This is a genomic window from Rhizobium leguminosarum, from assembly GCF_010668065.1.
Classification (GTDB): domain Bacteria; phylum Pseudomonadota; class Alphaproteobacteria; order Rhizobiales; family Rhizobiaceae; genus Rhizobium; species Rhizobium leguminosarum_S.
Genome location: NZ_WUEN01000013.1, coordinates 189,519 through 209,764, shown reverse-complemented (window position 1 = coordinate 209,764; position 20,246 = coordinate 189,519). Strand labels below are relative to the sequence as shown.

Below are 20,246 nucleotides of genomic sequence, written 5' to 3'. Positions count from 1 at the left end.
CCTCCCAAATTTTGAAAACAAGAGAAACTCTCTCATTTGCAAAATGAGATAATCTCTCTTATTTTGTTTGTCAACTTGGAAAAGGAGAGAGCATGTCGGAACAGCCGGTCGCAGCGCGCGGGCGCCAGCAGGAGTCTACCGGCCAGTTGCGCCGCATCCCCAGCCAGCAGCGCGGCCGCGAGCGCTTCGAAAAGATCCTCACCGTGGCCGCCGAGCTGATCGAAAGCCACGGCAGCGACGGGTTGAAGATGAGCGAGATCGTCGAAAAGGCCGGTCTCTCCTTTGGCGCCCTCTACCAGTATTTTCCCGACAAGACCTCGATCATCCGCACATTGGCCGAGCGCTTCAACGAAGAGGGCAGGCGCTGCGTCGAAGAGGAACTGGCGAAGGTGACCGACGCTGCGGCCCTGCAGGGCGCACTCGCCAATATCGTCGACGAATACTACGCCTTCTTCCGCCGCGAGCCTGTCATGCGCGACATCTGGCATGCGACCCATACCGACAAGCTGCTGCAGCAGGTCGATGCCGAGGACATGGAATTCCATGCCCAGGCATTTCTCGCCGTGCTGGTCCGCCTGTGGCCGGATCGCGACCGCAGGGAACTGCTCGCGATCGCCCGGCTGACGATGCAGCTGCTTGCCGCCGCCGTGCGTTATGCGGTGTCGCTGGATGCGGAAGAGGGCGCCCAGGCGATCGCCCTCTTCAAGAAGATGCAGATCGTTGATATCGGCCGCCTGCTGCAGCAATAGCCCGCCTTTCGTCTGGAAACGGCGGGCTCTTGCTGCTATTCCCGCAAGGATCCAAGCCGAAGGAGAGCCGCATGATCCAGACCACATTTCCCGACCGCGCCGTGATGGCTGAATTGCTGGCCAAGATGCTCTGGGAAATCAAGGCGGTGCATTTCAATGCCGCCCAGCCCTACAAACTCTCCTCCGGCATGGCGAGCCCTGTTTATATCGATTGCCGCAAGCTGCTCTCCTTCCCACGCATCCGCTCGACGGTGATGGATTTCGCCGCCAGCACCCTGCTGCGCGATGCCGGCTTCGAGCAGTTCGATTGCATCGCCGGTGGCGAGACCGCCGGCATCCCCTTCGCCGCCCTGCTGGCCGATCGTCTCGGCCTGCCGATGATCTATGTCCGCAAGCAGCCGAAGGGCCACGGTCGCAATGCCCAGATCGAAGGCAACATGCCGGAAGGGTCGCGCGTGCTTGTTATCGAAGACCTGACGACAGCAGGCGGCAGCATGTTCAAGTTCATCGATGCCGTCCGTGCCGCCGGCGGTATCGTCGATCACGGCATCGCGCTGTTCTTCTATGGCATCTTCGGCGAACAGCGCTTTGCCGATGGCAAGGTCAGGCTGCATCACATCGCCACCTGGCGTAATGTTCTGGCCGTTGCCAGGGAGCAGAAGCTCTTCGACGACAAGACGCTGTCGGAAGTCGAGGCCTTCCTCGATGCGCCGCTCGCCTGGTCGGGAAGGAATGGCGGGGTGAGTGAGCTTTCGCTCTAGCTAGTTGACAAAAGCTCGCTTAATCGGTTGATGCACACATAAGTGCTGTTGGAGGAATACGATGATTTTGTGCTGCGGCGAAGCCTTGATCGACATGCTGCCGAGGGACACGACGCTGGGCGAAAAGGGCTTTGCGCCCTATGCCGGCGGCGCGATCTTCAACACCGCAATCGCGCTCGGTCGCCTCGGCATCCCCACCGCCTTCTTCACCGGCATTGCCGATGACATGATGGGCGAAATCCTGCTGGAGACGCTGAAGGCGAGCAATGTCGATTACAGCCCATGCGCCATCACGCCGCGTCCCTCGACCATCGCCTTCGTCAAGCTGGTGAACGGCCAGGCGACCTATGCCTTCTACGACGAGGGCACGGCCGGCCGGATGATCACCACGGCCGACCTGCCGGATCTGGGCGACGATTGTGAAGCACTGCACTTCGGCGCGATCAGCCTGATCCCCAGCCCCTGCGGCGAAACCTATGAAGCCCTGCTCGACCGCGAAGCCGCTCGCCGCGTCATCTCGCTCGATCCGAATATCCGTCCCGGTTTCATCAAGGACAAGCCGTCGCATATGGCCCGCATCAAGCGCATGGCCGCGAAATCCGACATCGTCAAATTCTCCGACGAGGATCTCGAATGGTTCGGCCTGCAGGGCGACCATGATGCGCTCGCCGCCCACTGGCTGAACCACGGCGCCAAGCTCGTCGTCATCACCAAGGGCGCGGAAGGCGCGTCCGGTTATACCAAGGAGCGCAAGGTGACGGTGCCGAGCGAACGCGTCACCGTCGTCGACACAGTCGGCGCCGGCGATACCTTCGATGCCGGCATCCTGGCGTCGCTGAAGATGGATAATCTGCTGACCAAGGCGCAGGTCGCTTCGCTGGACGAAAAGGCGCTGCGCAACGCCCTGACCCTCGGCGCCAAAGCCGCCGCTGTCACCGTCTCCCGCGCCGGCGCCAATCCGCCCTGGGCACATGAGATCGGCCTTTAAGGCTTAAGCCGCGACCTCTCGATTCCCTCTTCTCCCCAGCGGGGGTCCGAAGGACGGGTTGAGACCGGTGGCTCAACCCTGGCAAAGGTGCCCTTAGGGCGGATGAGGGGGCCGGCGAAGCCGGTCTTAACGTCGCTCCTACGGGGTTCGGCCGCGCTGGAATCGTCTCGACCTTGTTCAGGGCGTTGGGGCACGGCATTTCGGGATGGGTTTTAGATGAGAGGGCGTGCCGTGCGGCCCCCTCATCCGCCTGCCGGCACCTTCTCCCCGAGGGGAGAAGAGATACGCGGTAACGTCTCGATTCCCTTTTCCCCCCCAGGGGATCCGAAGGACGGGTCGGCCCGAAGGGTCAGATGCGCGAGGACGGGTCGATGCCGATCGATCAGGAGACTATCCGGGGTCGCGCTCCGGGCGAAGCTCGGGAGCAAGCACGAGATCCCCCAAGAAGTTTTCGCACCAAAGCGAGACGTCGTGGGTTAGCAGATGCTCCATCATCATGCTCCAGCGGTCGCGGCGCTCCTCCAGCGACATGGAAAGGCCCTTGGCGATGGCATTGGCAGTACCTTCGACATCGTAAGGATTGACCAGCAGTGCGCCCTTCAACTCGCGAGCCGCGCCGGCGAAGCGCGATAACACCAATACGCCCGGCCGATCCGGGTCCTGGGCGGCGACATATTCCTTGGCGACGAGGTTCATGCCGTCGCGCAACGGCGTGACCAGCCCGATCGTCGCCAGCCGGTAGATGCCTGCGAGCACGTTGCGGCTGATCGATCGGTTGACATAGCGGATCGGCACCCAGTCGACCGTCCCGATGGCGCCGTTCACGCGGCCGGCCTGTTCGGCAACCATCTTCTGCATATGCTCGTATTCGGGAACTTCCGATCGCGATTTCGGCGTGACCTGCAGATAGGTGACCTTGTTCTGGTAGGCAGGATTGCTGGTGAGGAAGGTTTCGAACGCTTCCAGCCGCTGAATGATGCCCTTCGAATAATCGAGGCGGTCGACCCCGATGATCATGTCCCGGCCTTCAACGCTGCGCCGGGTCTTCTGTACCATGATATTGTTTGCGGCTCTCTCGGCGAATTCGGCGAAGGCAGCAGTTTCGATCCCGATCGGATAGGCGCCGGCCTTGAATATCCGCCCATGGGAATCGAACAATCCATTTCCGAGGTCGTCGCCAATTCCTTCCCTTCTGAGATACCCGGCAAAGTTCTGGAGGTCGTAGTCGGTCTGGAAGCCGACGACATCGTAATGCGAGAGCCCGCGCATGATTTCCTCATGGACGGGCATCGTGACGAGAATGTCGGCCGGCGGCCAGGGAATGTGCAGGAAGAAGCCGATCCGGTTTTTCAGCCCCATTTGGCGGAGTTCGGCTGCCAGCGGGATGAGGTGGTAATCATGAACCCAGATGATGTCGTCTGGCTCGATCATCGGCGCCAACCTATGAGCGAAGAAGCGGTTGACGCGGAAATAGCCGGCCATTTCCTTCCGGCCATATTCGGCGAGGTCCAGGCGGTAATGGCAGATGGGCCAGAGAACGCGGTTTGCAAAACCGCGATAATACTCCTCGACATCGGTGTCGGTGAGATCGGTCAGCGCATAGGTGATGTTGCCCTTCTGCAGTTGCGACAACGGGCCAGGTTCCCTGTCCCCGCTCGATTCTCCCGACCATCCCATCCAAATGCCGCCACGTTCCTGCAGGGCTGCCTGCAGCGCAACGGCCAGACCGCCGGCAGCGGCGCTCCCATCTTTGGCCGGCATGGGAACACGATTTGAAACGACGACAAGACGGCTCATGAGCTTCCTTTGTTGAAGATGGGCCATGAAAACGCTGTGTGACGAGCGTCTTGAGGCATCTCCTGAACTTGGGCAGGGACCATGCGGTGAAGGCGCCGACATCGACAGAGCCGACCCGGACGCGAGCGGTCCGGTGCAGATGCCAACAAGAACAACGAACGGCGCATTTTCCGCACAGATTTTGCTTGAATCTAGGGCGATTCCAACGAATTGAAAGAATTCATTCTACAATTTTTGATTAGAAGAACGTTCAATCCGGTTTCGCATGACGAAGCCCATCATGCGGAGGCACCAAGCCCGCCGATATCAGTTCATTATTTACGGCGGCAATGACGATGTTGGCGGCAGTCGGCACTGGGCGCGTGGGATCGGCCTTTGAGACGGGAGCCAGCGTCAGCCCCTCATCCGCCTGCCGGCACCTTCTCCCCGTTCAGACGGGGAGAAGGGAATATGCCGTGACCCTCTCCGTTCCTCACTCGCCTTTCGCAGGGCACGTCCCCTCTCCCCGTCAGAACGGGGAGAGGGTTAGGGTGAGAGGCAATCTCGATCGGTTACTTCGCAAGCTTCGCCAATGCCGCAACCAGGCCCTGCGTCGAAGAATCATGCGATGCCGCACTTTCCTTGCCTTCGACGACCGGCAGCAGGCCCGTTGCCAGTTCCTTGCCGAGCTCGACGCCCCACTGGTCGAAGGAGTTGATGCGGAAGAGTACGCCTTCGACGAAGACGCGGTGTTCGTAAAGCGCGATCAGGCGGCCGAGCGCGTAAGGCGTCAGGTTGTCATAGACGAAGGTGATCGACGGCCGGTTGCCGGTAAAGACGCGGTGGGGCGCGATGAAATCGGCCTTTTTGTCGTCCATGCCCTTGTCGGTCAGCTGCTTCTTGGCTTCTGCGAAGGTGCGCCCCTTCATCAGCGCTTCCGACTGGGCGAGAACGTTGGAGATCAGCAGCTGATGCTGATGCCGCAGCTCCGGCTCGAAGGCGTTGGCGGCGATCATGAACTCGGCCGGGATGATGCTCGTGCCCTGATGGATGAGCTGGTAGAAGGCGTGCTGGCCGTTGGTGCCGGGCTCGCCCCAGACAACAGGGCCGGAATTGCCTTCGACCGGCGTGCCGTCGATGGTGACGCCCTTGCCGTTCGATTCCATGTCGAGCTGCTGCAGATAGGCCGGGAAGCGCGACAGGCGCTGGTCATAGGGCAGGATGGCGCGTGTGGGATAACCGAGCACGTTGCGATGGTAGAAGCCGATCAGGCCGAGCAGCATCGGCAGGTTTTCGGTAATCGGCGCCTTACGGAAATGATTGTCGACGGCATGGGCGCCGTCGAGGAACTTGCCGAAATTCTCCGGCCCGACGGCGATCATCAGCGGCAGGCCGATCGCCGACCAGATCGAGTAGCGGCCGCCGACCCAGTCCCAGAAGCCGAAGACGCGGGCGCTGTCGATGCCGAAGGCGGCGACCTTGTCGAGCGCCGTCGAGACGGCGGCGAAATGGTGCTGCACGGCCGCTTCGCCGAGCGCCTTGGCGATGAAATTGCGCGCCGTCTGCGCATTGGTCATCGTCTCCACCGTCGTAAAGGTCTTCGAGGCGACAATGAACAGTGTCGTTTCCGGCTGCACCAGCTTCAGGATATCGGCGATATGGGCGCCGTCGATATTGGAGACGAAATGCGCGCGCGGGCCATCATGGAAGGGGGCAAGCGCCAGCGTCGCCATGACCGGCCCGAGATCCGAGCCGCCGATGCCGATATTGATGACGTCGGTGATCGCCTTGCCGGTCGCGCCCTTCAGCGTGCCGGAGCGGACGTCGTCGGCAAACTTGCCCATGGCGGCAAGCACGGCATTGACGTCGGGCATGACGTCCTTGCCGTCGACCAGAACCGGCGTGTTGGAACGGTTGCGCAGCGCGGTGTGCAGAACGGCGCGATCCTCGGTGAAGTTGATCGCCTTGCCGGAGAACATTTCCTCGCGCTTGGTCTCGACGCCGCCTTCTTCGGCGAGCTTCACCAACAGCTTGAGGATGTCGTCATTCACCGCCGTCTTGGAAAAATCCATCAGCAAGTCGTCAAGCGCGACGGAAAAGCGCGAAAAGCGCTGCGAATCGGCGGCGAAGGCGGCACGAATATCGGTTGCCTTGGTGGCATCAGCGGTGCTTTTCAGCTGTTCGACGATGGCGTTCATGGGAGGCTCCTTTGGAGGCGGAAAGGTTGCGGAAACTATTCGCTTTCTCACCCGCAAATCAAGTTCAGCCACCTGCCGAAATGGAAAAAAGCCACCCGCGGCAAGCGGATGGCCGTCAATTTCATCCAATCGTCAAATTCAGCCGCGCAGGTCCTTGCGCAGGATCTTGCCGACCGGCGACTTCGGCAGCTCGGTACGGAATTCGATGAAGCGCGGGCGTTTGTAGTTGGTGAGGTTGGCGATGCAATGGGCTTTCACCTCGGCTTCCGTCAGGTTCGGATCCTTCCTGACCACGAAGAGTTTTACCGCCTCGCCCGAATGTCCGTCCGGTACGCCGATGGCCGCGGCCTCGAGGATGCCGGCATGCATGGCGGCGACTTCCTCGATCTCGTTCGGATAGACGTTGAAGCCGGAGACCAGGATCATGTCCTTCTTGCGGTCGACAATCTTGGTATAGCCGCGGTCGTCCATGAAGCCCATGTCGCCCGAGCGGAAATAGCCGTCATCGGTCATCACCCGCGCCGTCTCCTCCGGCTTCTGCCAGTAGCCGGCCATCACCTGCGGCCCGCGGATGCAGATCTCGCCGACGTCGCCGAGCGGTAGCGAATTGCCAGCTTCGTCGCGGATGTCGAGTTCGGTGGAGGGAAGCGGCAGACCGATCGTGCCGGTGAACTCAGGCGAATCGAAGCGGTTGGCGGTGGCAACGGGCGATGTCTCGGAAAGGCCGTAGCCTTCCGTCACCGCCGTGCCCGTCATCTTCAGCCAGCGGTCGGCGACCGGGCGCTGCACGGCCATGCCACCGCCGAGCGACATGATCAGCGAGGAGAAGTCGAGCTTGGCGAAATCGGCATTGTTCATCAGCGCATTGAACAGCGTGTTGAGGCCGGGGAAGATATGCACCTTCGACTTTTCGAATTCCTTGACGAGACCGGGAATGTCGCGCGGATTGGCGATCAGGATATTGTGGGCGCCGAGCGACATGCCCATCAGCGAATTCACCGTCAGCGCGAAGATGTGGTAGAGCGGCAGGGCGCAGAGGAAATTCAGCACCTCCGGCTCTTTCTTGCGCTCGAAGGCCGATCGAAGCCAGAGCGACAGCTGCGCCTTGTTGGCAAGCAGGTTCTGATGCGTCAGCACCGCGCCCTTGGCAACGCCCGTCGTGCCGCCGGTATATTGCAGGAAGGCGATATCGCTGCCCGTCAGCGTCACCGGCTGGAGCTTTTTTCCCGCACCTTCACGGAGCACCTGGCCGAAGCTCTTGTGCTGAGGGATCGACCAGGAGGGAACGAGCTTCTTCACCTTGCGCACGACGAAATTGACGATCAGCCCCTTCGGCCCCAGCATTTCCCCGAGCGAGGTGACGACGACGTGGCGAAGGTCCGTCTTGTTGAGAACCTGCTCGACCGTGCGTGCGAAATTTTCCAGCACAAAGATCGCCTTGGCGCCGGAATCCTTCAACTGATGTTCGAGCTCGCGCGGCGTATAGAGCGGGTTGACGTTCACGACGACAAGGCCGGCGCGCAGGATGGCATAGGTGGCAATCGGGTTCTGCAGCACGTTCGGCATCATCACGGCGACGCGGTCGCCCTTCTGAAGGCCGGTGCTTTGCAGCCAGGCGGCGAGTTTGCGCGTCTGGCTCTCCAGCTCGCGGTAGCGCATCGCCTTTCCCATGCTGGAAAAGGCGGTCCGGTCGGCGTAACGGGCGCAGGATTTTTCGAGCAGTTCGGCGAGCGAGGCATATTCCAGCGGCGGAATCTCTGCCGGAACGATATCGGGATAGGCGGCAAGCCAGGGTTTGTCAGGCTTGGCTCCGTTCGGATGGACGGAAATGCTGTTCATCTTTGTCCTCTCTCCCTTGCTGCCACCGCCAGCGCCGAGCCGGCAATCGACCAGAAGGATCCTCCATCTTCCAGTCGGCAGCTTATGCCATTGCCTGAACGGTTCAAGCCGAATGAAGCTATACTAACCTTGACGTAAACGTCAACATTCGGTCGTCGCACGATCGTCGGACGGATGGGAACTTTGAGTCTGCCATAACGTTGATCTTGCATACTCATCATGAGGAAACACCAAAAAGGAGGTGCACAATGTTGAACCAGGATACCGACGCCACCCGCCGTGACCCGAATGTCAAGAGCACCCACTCGCTGATCGCCAGCGACCGCGTCGAAGGCACCCGTGTCTATGGGGCCGATGGTAAGCATATCGGCTCGATCGAACGCCTGATCATCGGAAAGCTCGACGGCCGTGTTGCCTATGCCGTGCTGAGTTTCGGCGGCTTCCTGGGCATCGGTCACGATCACTATCCGCTTCCCTGGGAAAAGCTGAACTACGACACCCAGCTGGATGGCTATCGCATCGACCTGACCAAGGAGCAGATCGAAGGCGCCCCGAGCTATTCGGACGATGACGACACCTGGTACAACGACAATGGCCGCCGGGTCTATGATTACTACGGCGTGCCGCCCTACTGGATGTAACGTCGTCCGATAGGCCGAGCTGGAAGGGCCCCGCGGATGCGGGGCCTTTTTAGTGTTTGGCGACAGACGTCTTTAGTGTTTGGCGACAGACGTCGCGACTCGCGCCCCTCATCCGGCTGCCGCCACCTTTGTAACTTCCCTTTATCCGCTCCTGGCGCTGTAATGCCTCTTGCGGTGGCGGATGGAAGACCGATGCACCTTTGGGACACCAAGCCCGTGGGAGAGCGTGGGTCTCCATCCGCTGTTCCATTGAACCCGAACAGTCGCCAGGGCCGCTTGCGAAAGCAAAGCCCGATTAGGCAAGGATGGGGATCAGATGGAGATTGTTGTTGGGATCGACGTTTCGAAAGAGCGCCTGGATGTTGCGATCCTGCCGCAAGGCGAGGTCTTTGCCGTCGGCAACGACCATGCCGGCATCGATGAACTGGTCGAGCGGCTCAAAGGCATCGGTGTTGATGCGATTGCGCTGGAAGCGACCGGCGGCTTCGAGATGCTGGCGGTTGCCGGACTGTCATCGGCGGGATTGACGGTGCTCGTCGTCAATCCGGCGCAAGTGCGCCTATGCCCATGCGATCGGCCGCAGGGCCAAGACCGATCCGATCGATGCCGCCGTCATCGCCGCCTTCGTTTTGGCGACGAAGCCCGAGATCCGGCCGTTGCGCGATGCCGAGACACAGGCGCTTTCCGAGCTTGTGGCCCGCCGGCGCCAGATCGTGCAGATGGTCGTGGCCGAGGAGAACCGGTTGCGCATGGCGCTGGCAAAGCAGGCGCAGAAAAGCATCAAGCGCTTGCTGAAAGCCTTGCGGCGCGAGCTCGAAAGCCTCGATGCCGATCTCGACAGCCATATCCGCAAGTCGCCGGTCTGGCGGGTGCGCGAGGCGCTGTTGACCTCGGTGCCGGGTGTCGGAGCGACGACAGCGCGCACGCTGCTGGCCGAACTGCCGGAGCTCGGCAGCCTCGACCGGCGCCAGATCGCATCGCTGGCTGGCCTTGCCCCATGGACGCGGCAGTCGGGAAAATGGAAAGGCAAGAGCTTCATCGGTGGCGGCAGAGGCAAAGTGCGCGCCGTCCTATTCATGGCCGCCCTCGTCGCCAGCCGATACAACCCCGACCTCAAGGCCTTCCGCGACCGGCTGGTCGCGGCCGGCAAGCCCAAGATCGTCGCCATCGTCGCAACCATGCGCAAGCTACTCACCATCCTCAACGCCATCATCAGGGACGGACGACCATGGCAAACCGCTTGACAAACAAGACAGTCGCTCTCCCCGTAAACGGGGCGAAGAGACCATGCCGCGAGCTCTCCGTCCCTCGCCAGCCTCTCGCAGGGCACCTCCCCTCTCCCCGTTTTTACGGGGAGAGGGTTAGGGTGAGGGGCAGCCACTAGCGCGAACCGACAACAAGATCATTGGCCGATCGCAGCACGGTGCCGACAGTGATGTCACCTGTTTCAATCGCTCTTGCCGTCTTCACAGCAAACACATGGCTCTCGCCCGGCAGCAGCGTCACCAGCATCGTGTCGACGACGGCATGCGGATCCAGCCGATCGGCCATCAGGCAAAGATCCTTGAGGAAATTTTGCGCCGTCACCTTGACCTCATACCCGCCGTCGATCCCGACGACATCGACCGTCAGCCGCGGCGCCGGCAGGGCAAGCTCGATATCCTCGACGAAATAGTGGAAGGCCCGCCTGTCGAGCATCTGCACGACGATGACCTCGTCCTTCGGTAAGTCGGGGGTGACGATATCCTCGGGCAGCGGAAATTCCTTTGCTTCGAAACGGTCGCAGAGCAGCCGCCAGAATTCGAATTCGGCAAGCACCGTGCCGTCAAGCTTCAGGCGTTTGCCGCTGATCTTCGCCCGCCAGAACAGCGTCCGTTCATTGACCGCAACCGCCGCAAGCCCGCCGCCGCGCGGCTGGATCGTCAGCAGGCGCGGATCATAGGCCGCCTTCAGCGCATACCAGAGCGGCTTGCGGCGTCCGGCGGAATCGAGGGCGGCCCAGGAGGTCACCGGCCAGCAATCGTTGAACTGCCAGACCACCGCACCCTTGCAGATATTGCGATGCGAGCGCATGTGCTCGACGCCGAAACGGATGGCACGCGCCTGGTTGAGCTGGGTGGCGAAATGCCAGTCATCCATTGTCCGAGGCTCCGGCAGATGGCCGGAGAGGCCGCGGATCAGCTTGTCGTTGCCCTCCGTTGCCTTCTGATGGTGGAAGACGCCGTTCGATTGCGGCGTCAGCGGCGCGTCATGCACGCTTTCTTCGATCGTCGCCCAGGCAGCCGGCGCCTGCCAGCCGAATTCGGAGCAGAAGCGCGGGATATAATTGCGGTAGACCTCGTAGCCGACATCGTTCCACACGTCCCAGATATGTTTGCAGCCATGGCCGTCGGCATTCGGTTCGATCTCCATCGAGCCGGAATAGGGACTGCCGGGATAATAGGGCCGGTCCGGATCGAGTTCGGCGCAGAGTTTCGGCAGCAGGTCGAGATAATAACCGAGCCCCCAGCTTTCGCCCGCCTTGATGATCGGCCGCCAGCCCCATTCGTCGAAGCCCCAGATGTTCTCGTTATTGCCGTTCCAGAGGACGAGCGAGGCATGCGGCATCAGCCGCACGACATTGTCACGCACCTCCGCCTCGACCTCGCTTCTGAGCGGCTCCTCCTCCGGATAGGCGGCGCAGGCAAAGAGGAAATCCTGCCAGACCAGCATGCCCATGCGGTCGCAGGCCTCATAGAACTCGTCGGCCTCGAAGATGCCGCCGCCCCAGACGCGCAGCATATGAATATTGGCGGCCTTTGCCTCCTCGATCCGCGCGGCATAACGCTCGGCCGTCACCCGCGGAGGAAAACAATCGTCCGGAATCCAGTTCGCCCCGCAGATGAAGAGCGGCACGTCGTTGATGACGAAGGTAAAGGCCGAGCCGTGTTCGTCGGCCGAAGTATCGAGCCGCAGCGAGCGAAAACCGAGTTCGCGCTGATAGCTGTCGAGCAGACCGTCGCTGGCGTCGTCGATCAGCCTCAGCGTCATTGGATAGAGCGGCTGCGCGCCAAGATGGTGCGGCCACCAGAGCTGCGGCGAGGGGAGGGCAAGCTCGAAGGAAACCGCATCTTCGTCCGGCCCAATCGCCACCGTCTTGGTCACGCCGCCGATTTCGGCAACGAGCCTCAACGGCGTCTTATCTCCATGCCGCGCCAGCCGGGCATGGACCTTCACCAGGCCGTCGCCGCCGGCAAGTGTTGCCGATACCCGTGTCTCGGCAAGCCGCGCCCGGTCCCAGCTTTCCAGCCGTACAGGCTTCCAGAGACCTGCCGTCACCAGCGTCGGCCCCCAGTCCCAGCCGAAATTACAGGCCATCTTGCGCATCAGATTGCCCGGTCCCGGGTAGTTGTTGGGACGGTAGCCGTAATGTTTTTCCATCTCCGCTCCATAGGCGTAGGCGGAGCGGAAGGTGACCGTGAGTTCGTTCTGGCCAGCCTTCAGAAGCCGGGAAACATCGAAACGATAGCTGCGGTGCATGTTGAAGGTACGGCCGATCTCTTCGCCGTTGAGGGTGATCACCGCGATCGTATCGAGCCCGTCGAAGACCAGTTCCTGCACCCTGGCATCGTCAGGTATCGCCTCGAAGCTGCAGCGATAGGTCCAGTCGGTCTTGCCGATCCAGTCATTGGTGATTTCGTTGACGTCGATATAGGGATCGGGGATCAGCCGGTTGGCGAGAAGGTCGAGATGCACGCAGCCCGGCACCGTCGCGGGTATTGCAGCCGGCAGACCGGGCCTGGCTGTATCGTTGCAGGAGAGCGTCCAGCCGGAATTGAGCGCAGTCTTTTCGATCATGGCGGGCTCCTGATGCATGCCGCTTGAAGCTGTGGGATTATCTGTGGATTGGAACGTATCGGTGGTTCGGCCAGATGCCTCAGAGAAACCGGCCGTGGCGCTGCAGCACCTCGATCTTGTAGCCATCGGGATCGCTGATGAAGAAGAACAGGCCAAAGAGCTTGCCGTCGCGGTTGAACTCCACCAGTTCACCGGGCTTGAGCCCGAGCTTTGACAGCCGCTCGCGCTCGACCGCCACCTCTTCGACCGAGACGGCGAGATGGCCGTAGGCATTGCCGAGGACATAGGGCGCGGTCCGGCCCTTGTTGACGGTCAGTTCCAGCTCGAAGCCGGTCTCGGCATTGCTCATATAGATCAGCGTGAAGGTTTCGAAATCGACGCGGTCGGCGACCGAAAGGCCGAATGCCCTCTCGTAGAATTCGACGGAGCGCGCCTCATCGAGAACGCGGATCATGGAGTGGATCATCTTCGCCAAGTCTGCCTCCCAATGTGCCGATCACCGCAGCCTTGGTACCCGTCCTCTTACGCCGCGCGCAAGCCGATTCTTCGGGTGATCACTCCTTCGACCAAGCCCATGGCATCATAGATCAGCACCGCCATCAGGCCGACGATCAGGCCGCCCTGCAGGATGAAGGCGGTATTGTCGGAGATCAGCCCGGCGATGATGACCTCGCCGAGGCCCTTGGCCGCAACCGTCGAGCCGATCGTCGCCGTGCCGATATTGATCACGGTGGCGACCTTCAGCCCCTCGAGGATCAGCGGCAGGGCAAGCGGCAGCTCGACGCGAAACAGCCGCTGCGTGCCGTTCATGCCCATGCCGTCGGCGGCATCGAGCACCTGCGGCGAAACCTGCTTCAGCCCGGCGACGGTGTTTTCGAAGATCGGCAGCAGGCCGTAGAGAAAGAGCGCGATCAGCGTCGGCATGGCGCCGAAGCCGGTGGCGGGAACGGCGAGCGCCAGCACTGCGACCGGCGGAAAGGTCTGCCCGGCATTGGCGATGGCGCGCGACAGCGGCAGGAAGTCAGCCCCGCTTTCCCGCGTCACGAAGATGCCGCCGATAACGGCGAGCACGGCGCTGCAGACGATCGAGCCGATCACCAGCTGCAGATGGCCGGCGGCCAGCGAAGCAAGGCTGTTCTGCGTATAGACGGCAGGCGCATTGTTGCTGGTCAGCGGCACCAGCATGAAGGAAAGCCACTCCGTCCTGAACAGCAGGATGAGCAGCAAAGCCAGCGCCGCCAGGCGGAAGAGATTGGCGACGACGAGCTTCATGCCTTGCGGCCCAGTTCGAGCAGCCGCGTCATCGAGATCGATCCCACCGGCGCCTTTTGCGCATCCTGCACCGCCGCCTCGTCGACCCCCTGCCAGATCATTTCGGCCAATGCATCACGCAGGCTGAGCGATTGCGGCAGGGCATAGGCGAGACCGTTCTTGGCCGGCTCCATGCTTTCCTTCAGCGGCAGCAGCGACATCAGCTTCAGCGCCCGGTCGGAGGTGCCGGTCAATTGCTGCACGAAGGGATCGGCGGGTTCGGTGAGGATCTTTTCCGGCGTCGAGCATTGCAGCAATCTGCCCTCGCTCATCACCGCGATCTGGTTGCCGAGATGGAAGGCCTCGTCCATGTCGTGGGTGACGAGGATGACCGTCGTGCCGAACTGCTTCTGGATCGCCAAGAGGTCGTCCTGCGCCTTGCCGCGGATGACCGGATCGAGCGCGCCGAAGGGTTCGTCCATCAACAGCAGTTCCGGTTCGGCCGCCAGCGCCCGGGCGACGCCGACGCGCTGCTGCTGGCCGCCGGAGAGCTGATGCGGATATTTGTCGGCAAATGTTGCCGGATCGAGGTTAAAAAGCCCGAGCAGTTCCTCGACCCGCTTGGCGATGCGGGCGGAATCCCAATCCAGAAGCTGCGGCACGGTGGCGATATTCTGCGCCACGGTCCGGTGCGGAAAGAGGCCGTGCCCCTGGATCGCATAGCCGATCTTGCGACGAAGCTCGGTCACTGGAACGTCCATCACATTCTGGCCGCCGACGAAGATTTCGCCCTCGGTGATCGGCACCAGCCGGTTGATCATCCGCATCAGCGTCGATTTGCCGGAGCCAGATGTGCCGACGATGACGGTGATCTCGCCCTTCTCGACGCTCATCGAGACGTTGTCGACGACGGTAGCCGTGCCGTAGCGCTTGGTGACGTTCCTGATCTCGATCATGGTCATGCGGCAGATCCCCGGATGCTTTCGATGACCGCATCGAGGATGACGGCCGATGAGAAGGCGAAGAAGACGGTCGGCACGGCGCCGAGTAGGACGAGGTCCATGGCCGTCTGGCCGAGCCCCTGGAAAATGAAGATACCGAAGCCGCCACCACCGATCAGTGCGGCGATCGTCACCATGCCGATCGCCTGCACCAGCACGATGCGGATGCCGGTGAGGATGACGGGAAAGGCGAGCGGCATGTCGATTCCAACAAGAATCTGCCACCGTGTCAGCCCCATGCCGGCCGCGGCGTCCCGCACCGAGGGATCGACGCCCTGCAGGCCGACGACGGTGTTGGCGACGATCGGCAGCAGCGAATAGAGCACCAGCGCGATCAAGGCAGGCGCCGTGCCGATGCCGCGGATGCCGATTGCGGCGGCGAGCGGCACATGGGTGGCGAGGTAACCGAGCGGCAGCATCAACAGGCCGAAGAGCGCCAGACTCGGGATCGTCTGGATGAGGCTGAGGCCCTGCAGCACGATGGCGCGTAGCCTCGGTACCCAGAAGCAGAGGATGCCGAGCGGCAGGCCGAGAATAATGGCGATCGCAAGCGAGCCGAACGCCAAGAGCAGATGCGAGATCGCCTCCGTCTCGAACTGCGGAGCCCGCGTCGAAAATTCCTTCATGATCGAAAGGCTGTCGAGCAGGCCGGAGGAGAGCGAGATGAAGAGCAGCGCCGTATAGGCTGCAAGGGCTGCGATCCGCATCCAGGGCGCAAGGCGGATCTTCACCAGCGCATCGGATATGACGAGGCCGATCACCGCAAACAGCACCCAGAAGCCGCCGCCGGGCGTCATGCGCGCCACCGTGCTGCCGGGCGGCGTTGCCGCGGTCGAGACGAGGCCGATCGCAACGATCAGCGCCGCAAGGCAGAGTGTCGCAATCGCAAGCCGCGCGATCGCATGGCGTAGGAACAGCGTGGCGAAGGCGGTGAGAAGGAGAAGGATGGTCAGGATGATGACGGAAGGCTGGGGAAGAAGCTGCATCAGCAGCATCGGCTTGCCGGCGGCGATGCGATTTGCCTTCACGTAGATGAAGGGCATCAGTGCCGTCGCCGCGATGCCGCCGGCCACCAGAACCACGCCGAGCCGGTCCAGCCTGCGGACCGCTAAGGTTTCTTCCATTAAATCAACCCTGTCTGGCCAACCCTGTCAGGAAAGCCAATCCTGTCAGGAAAGAAAGCTCCGCCCGTAATCGGGCGGAGCGGGCAATGACTACTTCAGGAAGCCTTTTTCCTTGAGATAGGCTTCGGCGACCGACTTTGCCGGCTCGCCGTCGACCTGGATCTTGGCGTTGAGCTTGCGCAACTCGTCGGCGGTCAGGCTCTTGAAGATCGGCGAGAGCACTTCCTCGATCTTCGGATTGGCCTTCAACACCTCTTCGCGGATGATCGGCGTCGGGGCATAGACCTGCTGCACGTTCTTGTCGTCTTCGAGAACGGTGAGTTCGGCCGCTTCGATGGCGCCGTCGGTGCCGTAGACCATGGCGGTGTTGACGCCGTTCGTCTGGTCGGCGGCCGCCTTGATTGTAGCCGCCGTGTCGCCGCCGGAAAGAACGACCATCTGGTCGGGCTTCAGCTGGAAGCCGTAGGTCGTCTGGAAGGCGGGAAGCGCGCCGGCCGAATTGACGAATTCGGCGGAGGCGGCAAGCTTGGCGGCACCGCCGCCGGCAACCCATTTGCCGAAGTCGGTGAGGCTCTTCAACTTGTTCGGGCCGGCGACGTCGCTGCGCACGGCGAGCGCCCAGGTGTTGTTGGCAGGCGACGGCGTCAGCCAGACGATCTTGTTGGCATCGTAATCGAGCTTCTTCGCCAGCTCATAGCCCTGGTCGATGTTCTTCCAGGCGGCGTCATCGGCCTTGTTGAAGAAGAAGCCGGCATTGCCGGTATATTCGGGATAGATGTCGATTTCGCCTGCGGTAATCGCCTTGCGCACGACCGGTGTCGCGCCAAGCGCGATGCGGTCCTGCGTCTTGATGCCGTTCGCTTCGAGAGCGAGCGCAATGACGTTGCCGAGCAGCGTGCCTTCCGTGTCGATCTTCGACGAGACGACGACGTCGGCGGCATGGGCCGCACCCACCGCGAAGGCGGAGAGCGAAACGGCAAGTGCGAGTTTCTTCAGCATGGAATATCCCCTTGTTAAACACCGTTGAATGAGGCTCAAGCCCTTGGCGGGAGGCTTGCGCGCAGAAAAATCCGCCGGCGAAGGCGACCAAGTCGCCATCATGCCGGAATTGCGTGCGTCATGGAAATAGCGTTCATGCCCGAAAAATCGATGCAAGCCCCCTCCAGTATTTGCGGTCGCTGCACGATTATGGCGGCGAATGCACGTCCGCGCGCGGAAACGCATTCCCTTTTCCAAGGCCGGCGCGATTTGTTTTTGTCCCCTTGCGTGTTTCCACGATATTCCCAGGCTCTGTTGCGGATTCCCGCCGCCCGGATTTTTCTATGATCGAACGATAGCCCGGCTCTCCGGAGGCAGGGATATCTTTTTTCCTGAACACATCATATCGTCCGGTTTTTCCAGCACTTTCCGGAGGTGGCCGTTTGCATCTTGGTGCCCTGTTCATCGCCAGCCATGTCCTGACCTCCGGTTCGGTCCGCGAGACCGCGCGGCGCTTCCAGCTGTCGCCCTCCACCGTCTCGACGGCAATTCATAATCTTGAGACCGAACTGGCGATGAAGCTGACGGAACGCGCCTCCGGGGAGCTCGCGACCCTGATTGCGAGCGGCAGGGTGCTGGAAGGCTTGGAGCCGATCATGGCTGCGATCGGTGAGCTCGGCCAATGGGTCGGTCACGACGGCGCCAGCGCCGAGATCGACGAGGCCTGGACATCCCGCATTCCCGTCAAGATCGTCACGATGGAGCGTTTTCTCGAAGTTGCCGACCAGGGCAGCATCAACCGGGCCGCCCGCCGACTTCGCCTCGGTCAGCCGCAGCTTTCGCTTCAGCTTGCCAATCTTGAGAAATTTCTCAAGCATCGCCTGTTCGAGCGGCAGGCACAGGGCTCGGTGCTGACGGAGGAGGGCAGGCGCGCCTACCAGATTTTCATGGCGATCAGCCAGGCGTGGAACGATCTGAAATCGTCGGCCGACGAGCGCTATCGGCGCACCGCCCGGTCGCTGCGCATCGGCTCGATCATTCCGACCGGATCGGAAAGCTGGGTGGCGCGCTGCCTGGGATCGCTGGTCTCGGAATGGAATCTGCGCCGCAACAACAATGCGATCTCGCTGGTGTCGATGACCGCCGACGATCTACGCGAGGCGCTGAAGAACGGCCGCATCGATGTCGCGATCCTGGATTCGGTCTTCGGGCTGGAAAACTTCCGGCATCGCGAATTGCTGCAGACCGACATGGTGGTGATCGCGCCGCCTGACAGTACCGAGACCAGCGTTGCCGAACTCGTTGCCGGCCACCCGATCTGCATGCCGAGCCCGCGCACCGGCCTCGGTCATGCGGCCATGGCCTTCAGCTACGAACGCGCGCCCAACCGGCGCCTGCGCGGCCAGGATATCACCGCGGCGGATTCGCTGCCCGTGATCGTCGACCTCGTCGCCAATCATGGTTACGTCTCCTTCCTCGGCCGCGTCAGCGCCATGCCGATTGCCGACAAGGTGCGCATCGTCGATCTCGACGAGCATTTGCCGATGTCCTATCACGTCGCCTTCAACCATCGCAAAGCCGCCGCCGATGCCTGCACTGTCATCATCGAGGCGGCGGCGAGAATTACGTCGGAAGCCGTCGTGCGAACCATAAGACCGACGGACGCCGGAGCCAGGGAGACTGCAGCGTGACGATCTTGCTCGAAGTGTGCGTGGACAGCGCCGAAGGCCTTGCCGCCGCGATCGAGGGTGGCGCCGGGCGCATCGAGCTCTGCTCGGCGCTCGAGCTCGGCGGCCTGACGCCGCTGCCGAGCCTGATGCGGATCGCTGCCAAGGCCTCCATTCCGGTCTATGCGATGATCCGCCCTCACGCCGGGCCCTTCATTTTCGACGGGGCGGACGAGGAGGCGATGATGATCGATATCGATGCCGTGCGCACATCAGGCCTTGCCGGCGTCGTCATCGGCGCCAACCGGCCGGATGGTACGCTAGACATGCCGTTGATCCACCGTTTGAAGGCGCATGCGGCCGGCCTCGGCTCGACGCTGCATCGCGCTTTCGATCTGGTGCCCGATGCCGACCAGGCGCTGGAACAGGCGGTCGAGCTCGGCTGCGAACGCATCCTGACATCAGGCTGCGCGCTGAAGGCGGCCGACGGCCTCGAAACGCTGAAGCGCATTTCGGCAAAGGCCGCCGGCCGGATCGCCATCATGCCCGGCAGCGGCATCCGCCCGGCAAATGTCGGCGAGATATTGAAGGCGACCGGCGCCCGCGAGGTCCACGGTTCCTGCAGCTCGCCGGTCGAAAGCGCCGATCCGCGCGCGGTGGCCTTCGGCTTCGAGGCGAGAAGCACGAACAAGACGGATGTCGCCGTCGTCAGGCAGATGCGCAGGGCGATTGAGGCGACGGGTTAGGATTTGTAGCACGCGCCAAAGCGACGGCTATCGGGTCACCTCGGCCTTGGAGGTCGCCGAGACCAGCCCCTCATCCGGCTGCCTGTCCCTTCTCCCCGCCTGCGGGGAGAAGGGACAGGCCGCGGACCTCTCCGTCCCCCCTATATCTCGCAGGGCACGTCCCCTCTCCCCGTCAGAACGGGGAGAGGGTTAGGGTGAGGGGCAGCCATGATCTTGAACAGATCTCAAGCCCCGCAAAGACCGCTCATCACTCGCGGTCGTGGACGACGCCCATGATATCGCCCCTGCGCGAGACGCTGACGAGGAGATCGTCCCCGTCTCGCCATGCCCTGATCAGATATCGCTCACCCACGTCCTTCACATCTCTGACGCGATAGCCGCGCCGTTCGAGGAGGCGAACGGCATCGTCCGGCCCGAAATTGTCCCGACCCGAGCGCCATTCGCTTCGCTGGTCGTGGTGGCGATTCCATCGCTGCAGAAAATCCGTTTCCGTCTGGTTATCGTCAGGATCGGCATAGAAATCCGATCCCTGGCCTTCCTGGATGACCACCTGCGCGCGAGCCGGCACGACAAGTGGCATTGTCAGCGCCGCAGCCATTGCCAAGGAAGCAATTCGCATTTTCATCGCCCGACCCTTTCCATCACTCAATTGATGAACATCTGCCGAGTATCCGGCGGGCCCCACTTATG

General features: G+C 62.1%; 16 protein-coding genes and 1 pseudogene. 7 read left to right on the top strand and 10 right to left on the bottom strand.

The window, feature by feature from the left end; genetic code table 11:
* Nucleotides 1-92 precede the first annotated feature (92 nt).
* The 3 genes from GR198_RS28690 to GR198_RS28680 all read left to right on the top strand — a co-directional run bounded on the left by GR198_RS28690 (nucleotide 93) and on the right by GR198_RS28680 (nucleotide 2,498).
* Nucleotides 93-749, top strand: a complete 657-nt coding sequence (locus GR198_RS28690; RefSeq protein WP_164069899.1) for a TetR/AcrR family transcriptional regulator — start codon at nucleotides 93-95, stop codon at nucleotides 747-749.
* Nucleotides 750-820: 71 nt separating this feature from the next.
* Nucleotides 821-1,510, top strand: a complete 690-nt coding sequence (locus tag GR198_RS28685) for an orotate phosphoribosyltransferase (RefSeq protein WP_003556154.1) — start codon at nucleotides 821-823, stop codon at nucleotides 1,508-1,510.
* A gap of 61 nt (nucleotides 1,511-1,571) precedes the next feature.
* On the top strand, nucleotides 1,572-2,498 hold the full coding sequence (locus GR198_RS28680; RefSeq protein WP_164069898.1) for a carbohydrate kinase family protein: 927 nt from the start codon (nucleotides 1,572-1,574) through the stop codon (nucleotides 2,496-2,498).
* A gap of 390 nt (nucleotides 2,499-2,888) precedes the next feature.
* On the opposite strand, the gene otsA is transcribed toward GR198_RS28680, so the two are convergent.
* From otsA to GR198_RS28665, 3 genes are all read right to left on the bottom strand, one after another.
* Nucleotides 2,889-4,295: an alpha,alpha-trehalose-phosphate synthase (UDP-forming) gene (gene otsA, locus GR198_RS28675; protein WP_029873816.1), complete on the bottom strand. Its 1,407-nt coding sequence runs from the start codon at nucleotides 4,293-4,295 to the stop codon at nucleotides 2,889-2,891.
* Between the two features lie 551 nt (nucleotides 4,296-4,846).
* Nucleotides 4,847-6,472: a glucose-6-phosphate isomerase gene (pgi, locus tag GR198_RS28670; protein WP_164069897.1), complete on the bottom strand. Its 1,626-nt coding sequence runs from the start codon at nucleotides 6,470-6,472 to the stop codon at nucleotides 4,847-4,849.
* A gap of 138 nt (nucleotides 6,473-6,610) precedes the next feature.
* On the bottom strand, nucleotides 6,611-8,311 hold the full coding sequence (locus tag GR198_RS28665; RefSeq protein WP_029873814.1) for a long-chain fatty acid--CoA ligase: 1,701 nt from the start codon (nucleotides 8,309-8,311) through the stop codon (nucleotides 6,611-6,613).
* Nucleotides 8,312-8,559: 248 nt separating this feature from the next.
* Here GR198_RS28665 and GR198_RS28660 point away from each other — a divergent pair, with 248 nt between their 5' ends.
* Nucleotides 8,560-8,952 carry a PRC-barrel domain-containing protein gene (locus GR198_RS28660; protein ID WP_011650296.1) on the top strand — a complete coding sequence of 131 codons (393 nt, stop codon included), beginning with the start codon at nucleotides 8,560-8,562 and terminating at the stop codon, nucleotides 8,950-8,952.
* 355 nt (nucleotides 8,953-9,307) lie between these two features.
* Nucleotides 9,308-10,196: pseudogene (locus GR198_RS28655) on the top strand (IS110 family transposase).
* 136 nt (nucleotides 10,197-10,332) lie between these two features.
* Here the strand turns inward: GR198_RS28655 and GR198_RS28650 are convergent.
* The 6 genes from GR198_RS28650 to osmF form a co-directional block, all read right to left on the bottom strand.
* Nucleotides 10,333-12,789 (bottom strand): glycoside hydrolase family 2 protein, encoded by a 2,457-nt coding sequence (locus GR198_RS28650; RefSeq protein WP_164069896.1) that lies wholly within the window; start codon nucleotides 12,787-12,789, stop codon nucleotides 10,333-10,335.
* A gap of 79 nt (nucleotides 12,790-12,868) precedes the next feature.
* Nucleotides 12,869-13,264, bottom strand: a complete 396-nt coding sequence (locus GR198_RS28645; RefSeq protein WP_164069895.1) for a VOC family protein — start codon at nucleotides 13,262-13,264, stop codon at nucleotides 12,869-12,871.
* Nucleotides 13,265-13,311: 47 nt separating this feature from the next.
* Nucleotides 13,312-14,061: an ABC transporter permease gene (locus GR198_RS28640; RefSeq protein WP_164026890.1), complete on the bottom strand. Its 750-nt coding sequence runs from the start codon at nucleotides 14,059-14,061 to the stop codon at nucleotides 13,312-13,314.
* Nucleotides 14,058-15,002 carry an ABC transporter ATP-binding protein gene (locus GR198_RS28635; protein ID WP_164026891.1) on the bottom strand — a complete coding sequence of 315 codons (945 nt, stop codon included), beginning with the start codon at nucleotides 15,000-15,002 and terminating at the stop codon, nucleotides 14,058-14,060. Before GR198_RS28635 ends, GR198_RS28640 begins: the two co-directional genes overlap by 4 nt.
* The gene (locus GR198_RS28630; protein WP_164069894.1) at nucleotides 14,999-16,165 is read right to left on the bottom strand and encodes an ABC transporter permease; all 1,167 of its coding nucleotides are present in this window, start codon (nucleotides 16,163-16,165) and stop codon (nucleotides 14,999-15,001) included. Before GR198_RS28630 ends, GR198_RS28635 begins: the two co-directional genes overlap by 4 nt.
* A gap of 90 nt (nucleotides 16,166-16,255) precedes the next feature.
* Nucleotides 16,256-17,164 (bottom strand): glycine betaine ABC transporter substrate-binding protein OsmF, encoded by a 909-nt coding sequence (gene osmF, locus GR198_RS28625; protein WP_003545119.1) that lies wholly within the window; start codon nucleotides 17,162-17,164, stop codon nucleotides 16,256-16,258.
* Between the two features lie 422 nt (nucleotides 17,165-17,586).
* Between osmF and GR198_RS28620 the strand changes: the two genes are divergently transcribed.
* Together GR198_RS28620 and GR198_RS28615 are read left to right on the top strand one after the other, a co-directional pair.
* Nucleotides 17,587-18,834, top strand: coding sequence for a LysR family transcriptional regulator (locus tag GR198_RS28620; protein ID WP_164026893.1), 1,248 nt, complete (start codon nucleotides 17,587-17,589; stop codon nucleotides 18,832-18,834).
* Nucleotides 18,831-19,556 carry a copper homeostasis protein CutC gene (locus tag GR198_RS28615; protein ID WP_164069893.1) on the top strand — a complete coding sequence of 242 codons (726 nt, stop codon included), beginning with the start codon at nucleotides 18,831-18,833 and terminating at the stop codon, nucleotides 19,554-19,556. Before GR198_RS28620 ends, GR198_RS28615 begins: the two co-directional genes overlap by 4 nt.
* Before the next feature lie 247 nt (nucleotides 19,557-19,803).
* Here GR198_RS28615 and GR198_RS28610 read toward each other — a convergent pair whose 3' ends face one another.
* The gene (locus GR198_RS28610) at nucleotides 19,804-20,181 is read right to left on the bottom strand and encodes a hypothetical protein (protein WP_164055437.1); all 378 of its coding nucleotides are present in this window, start codon (nucleotides 20,179-20,181) and stop codon (nucleotides 19,804-19,806) included.
* Nucleotides 20,182-20,246: the final 65 nt, after the last annotated feature.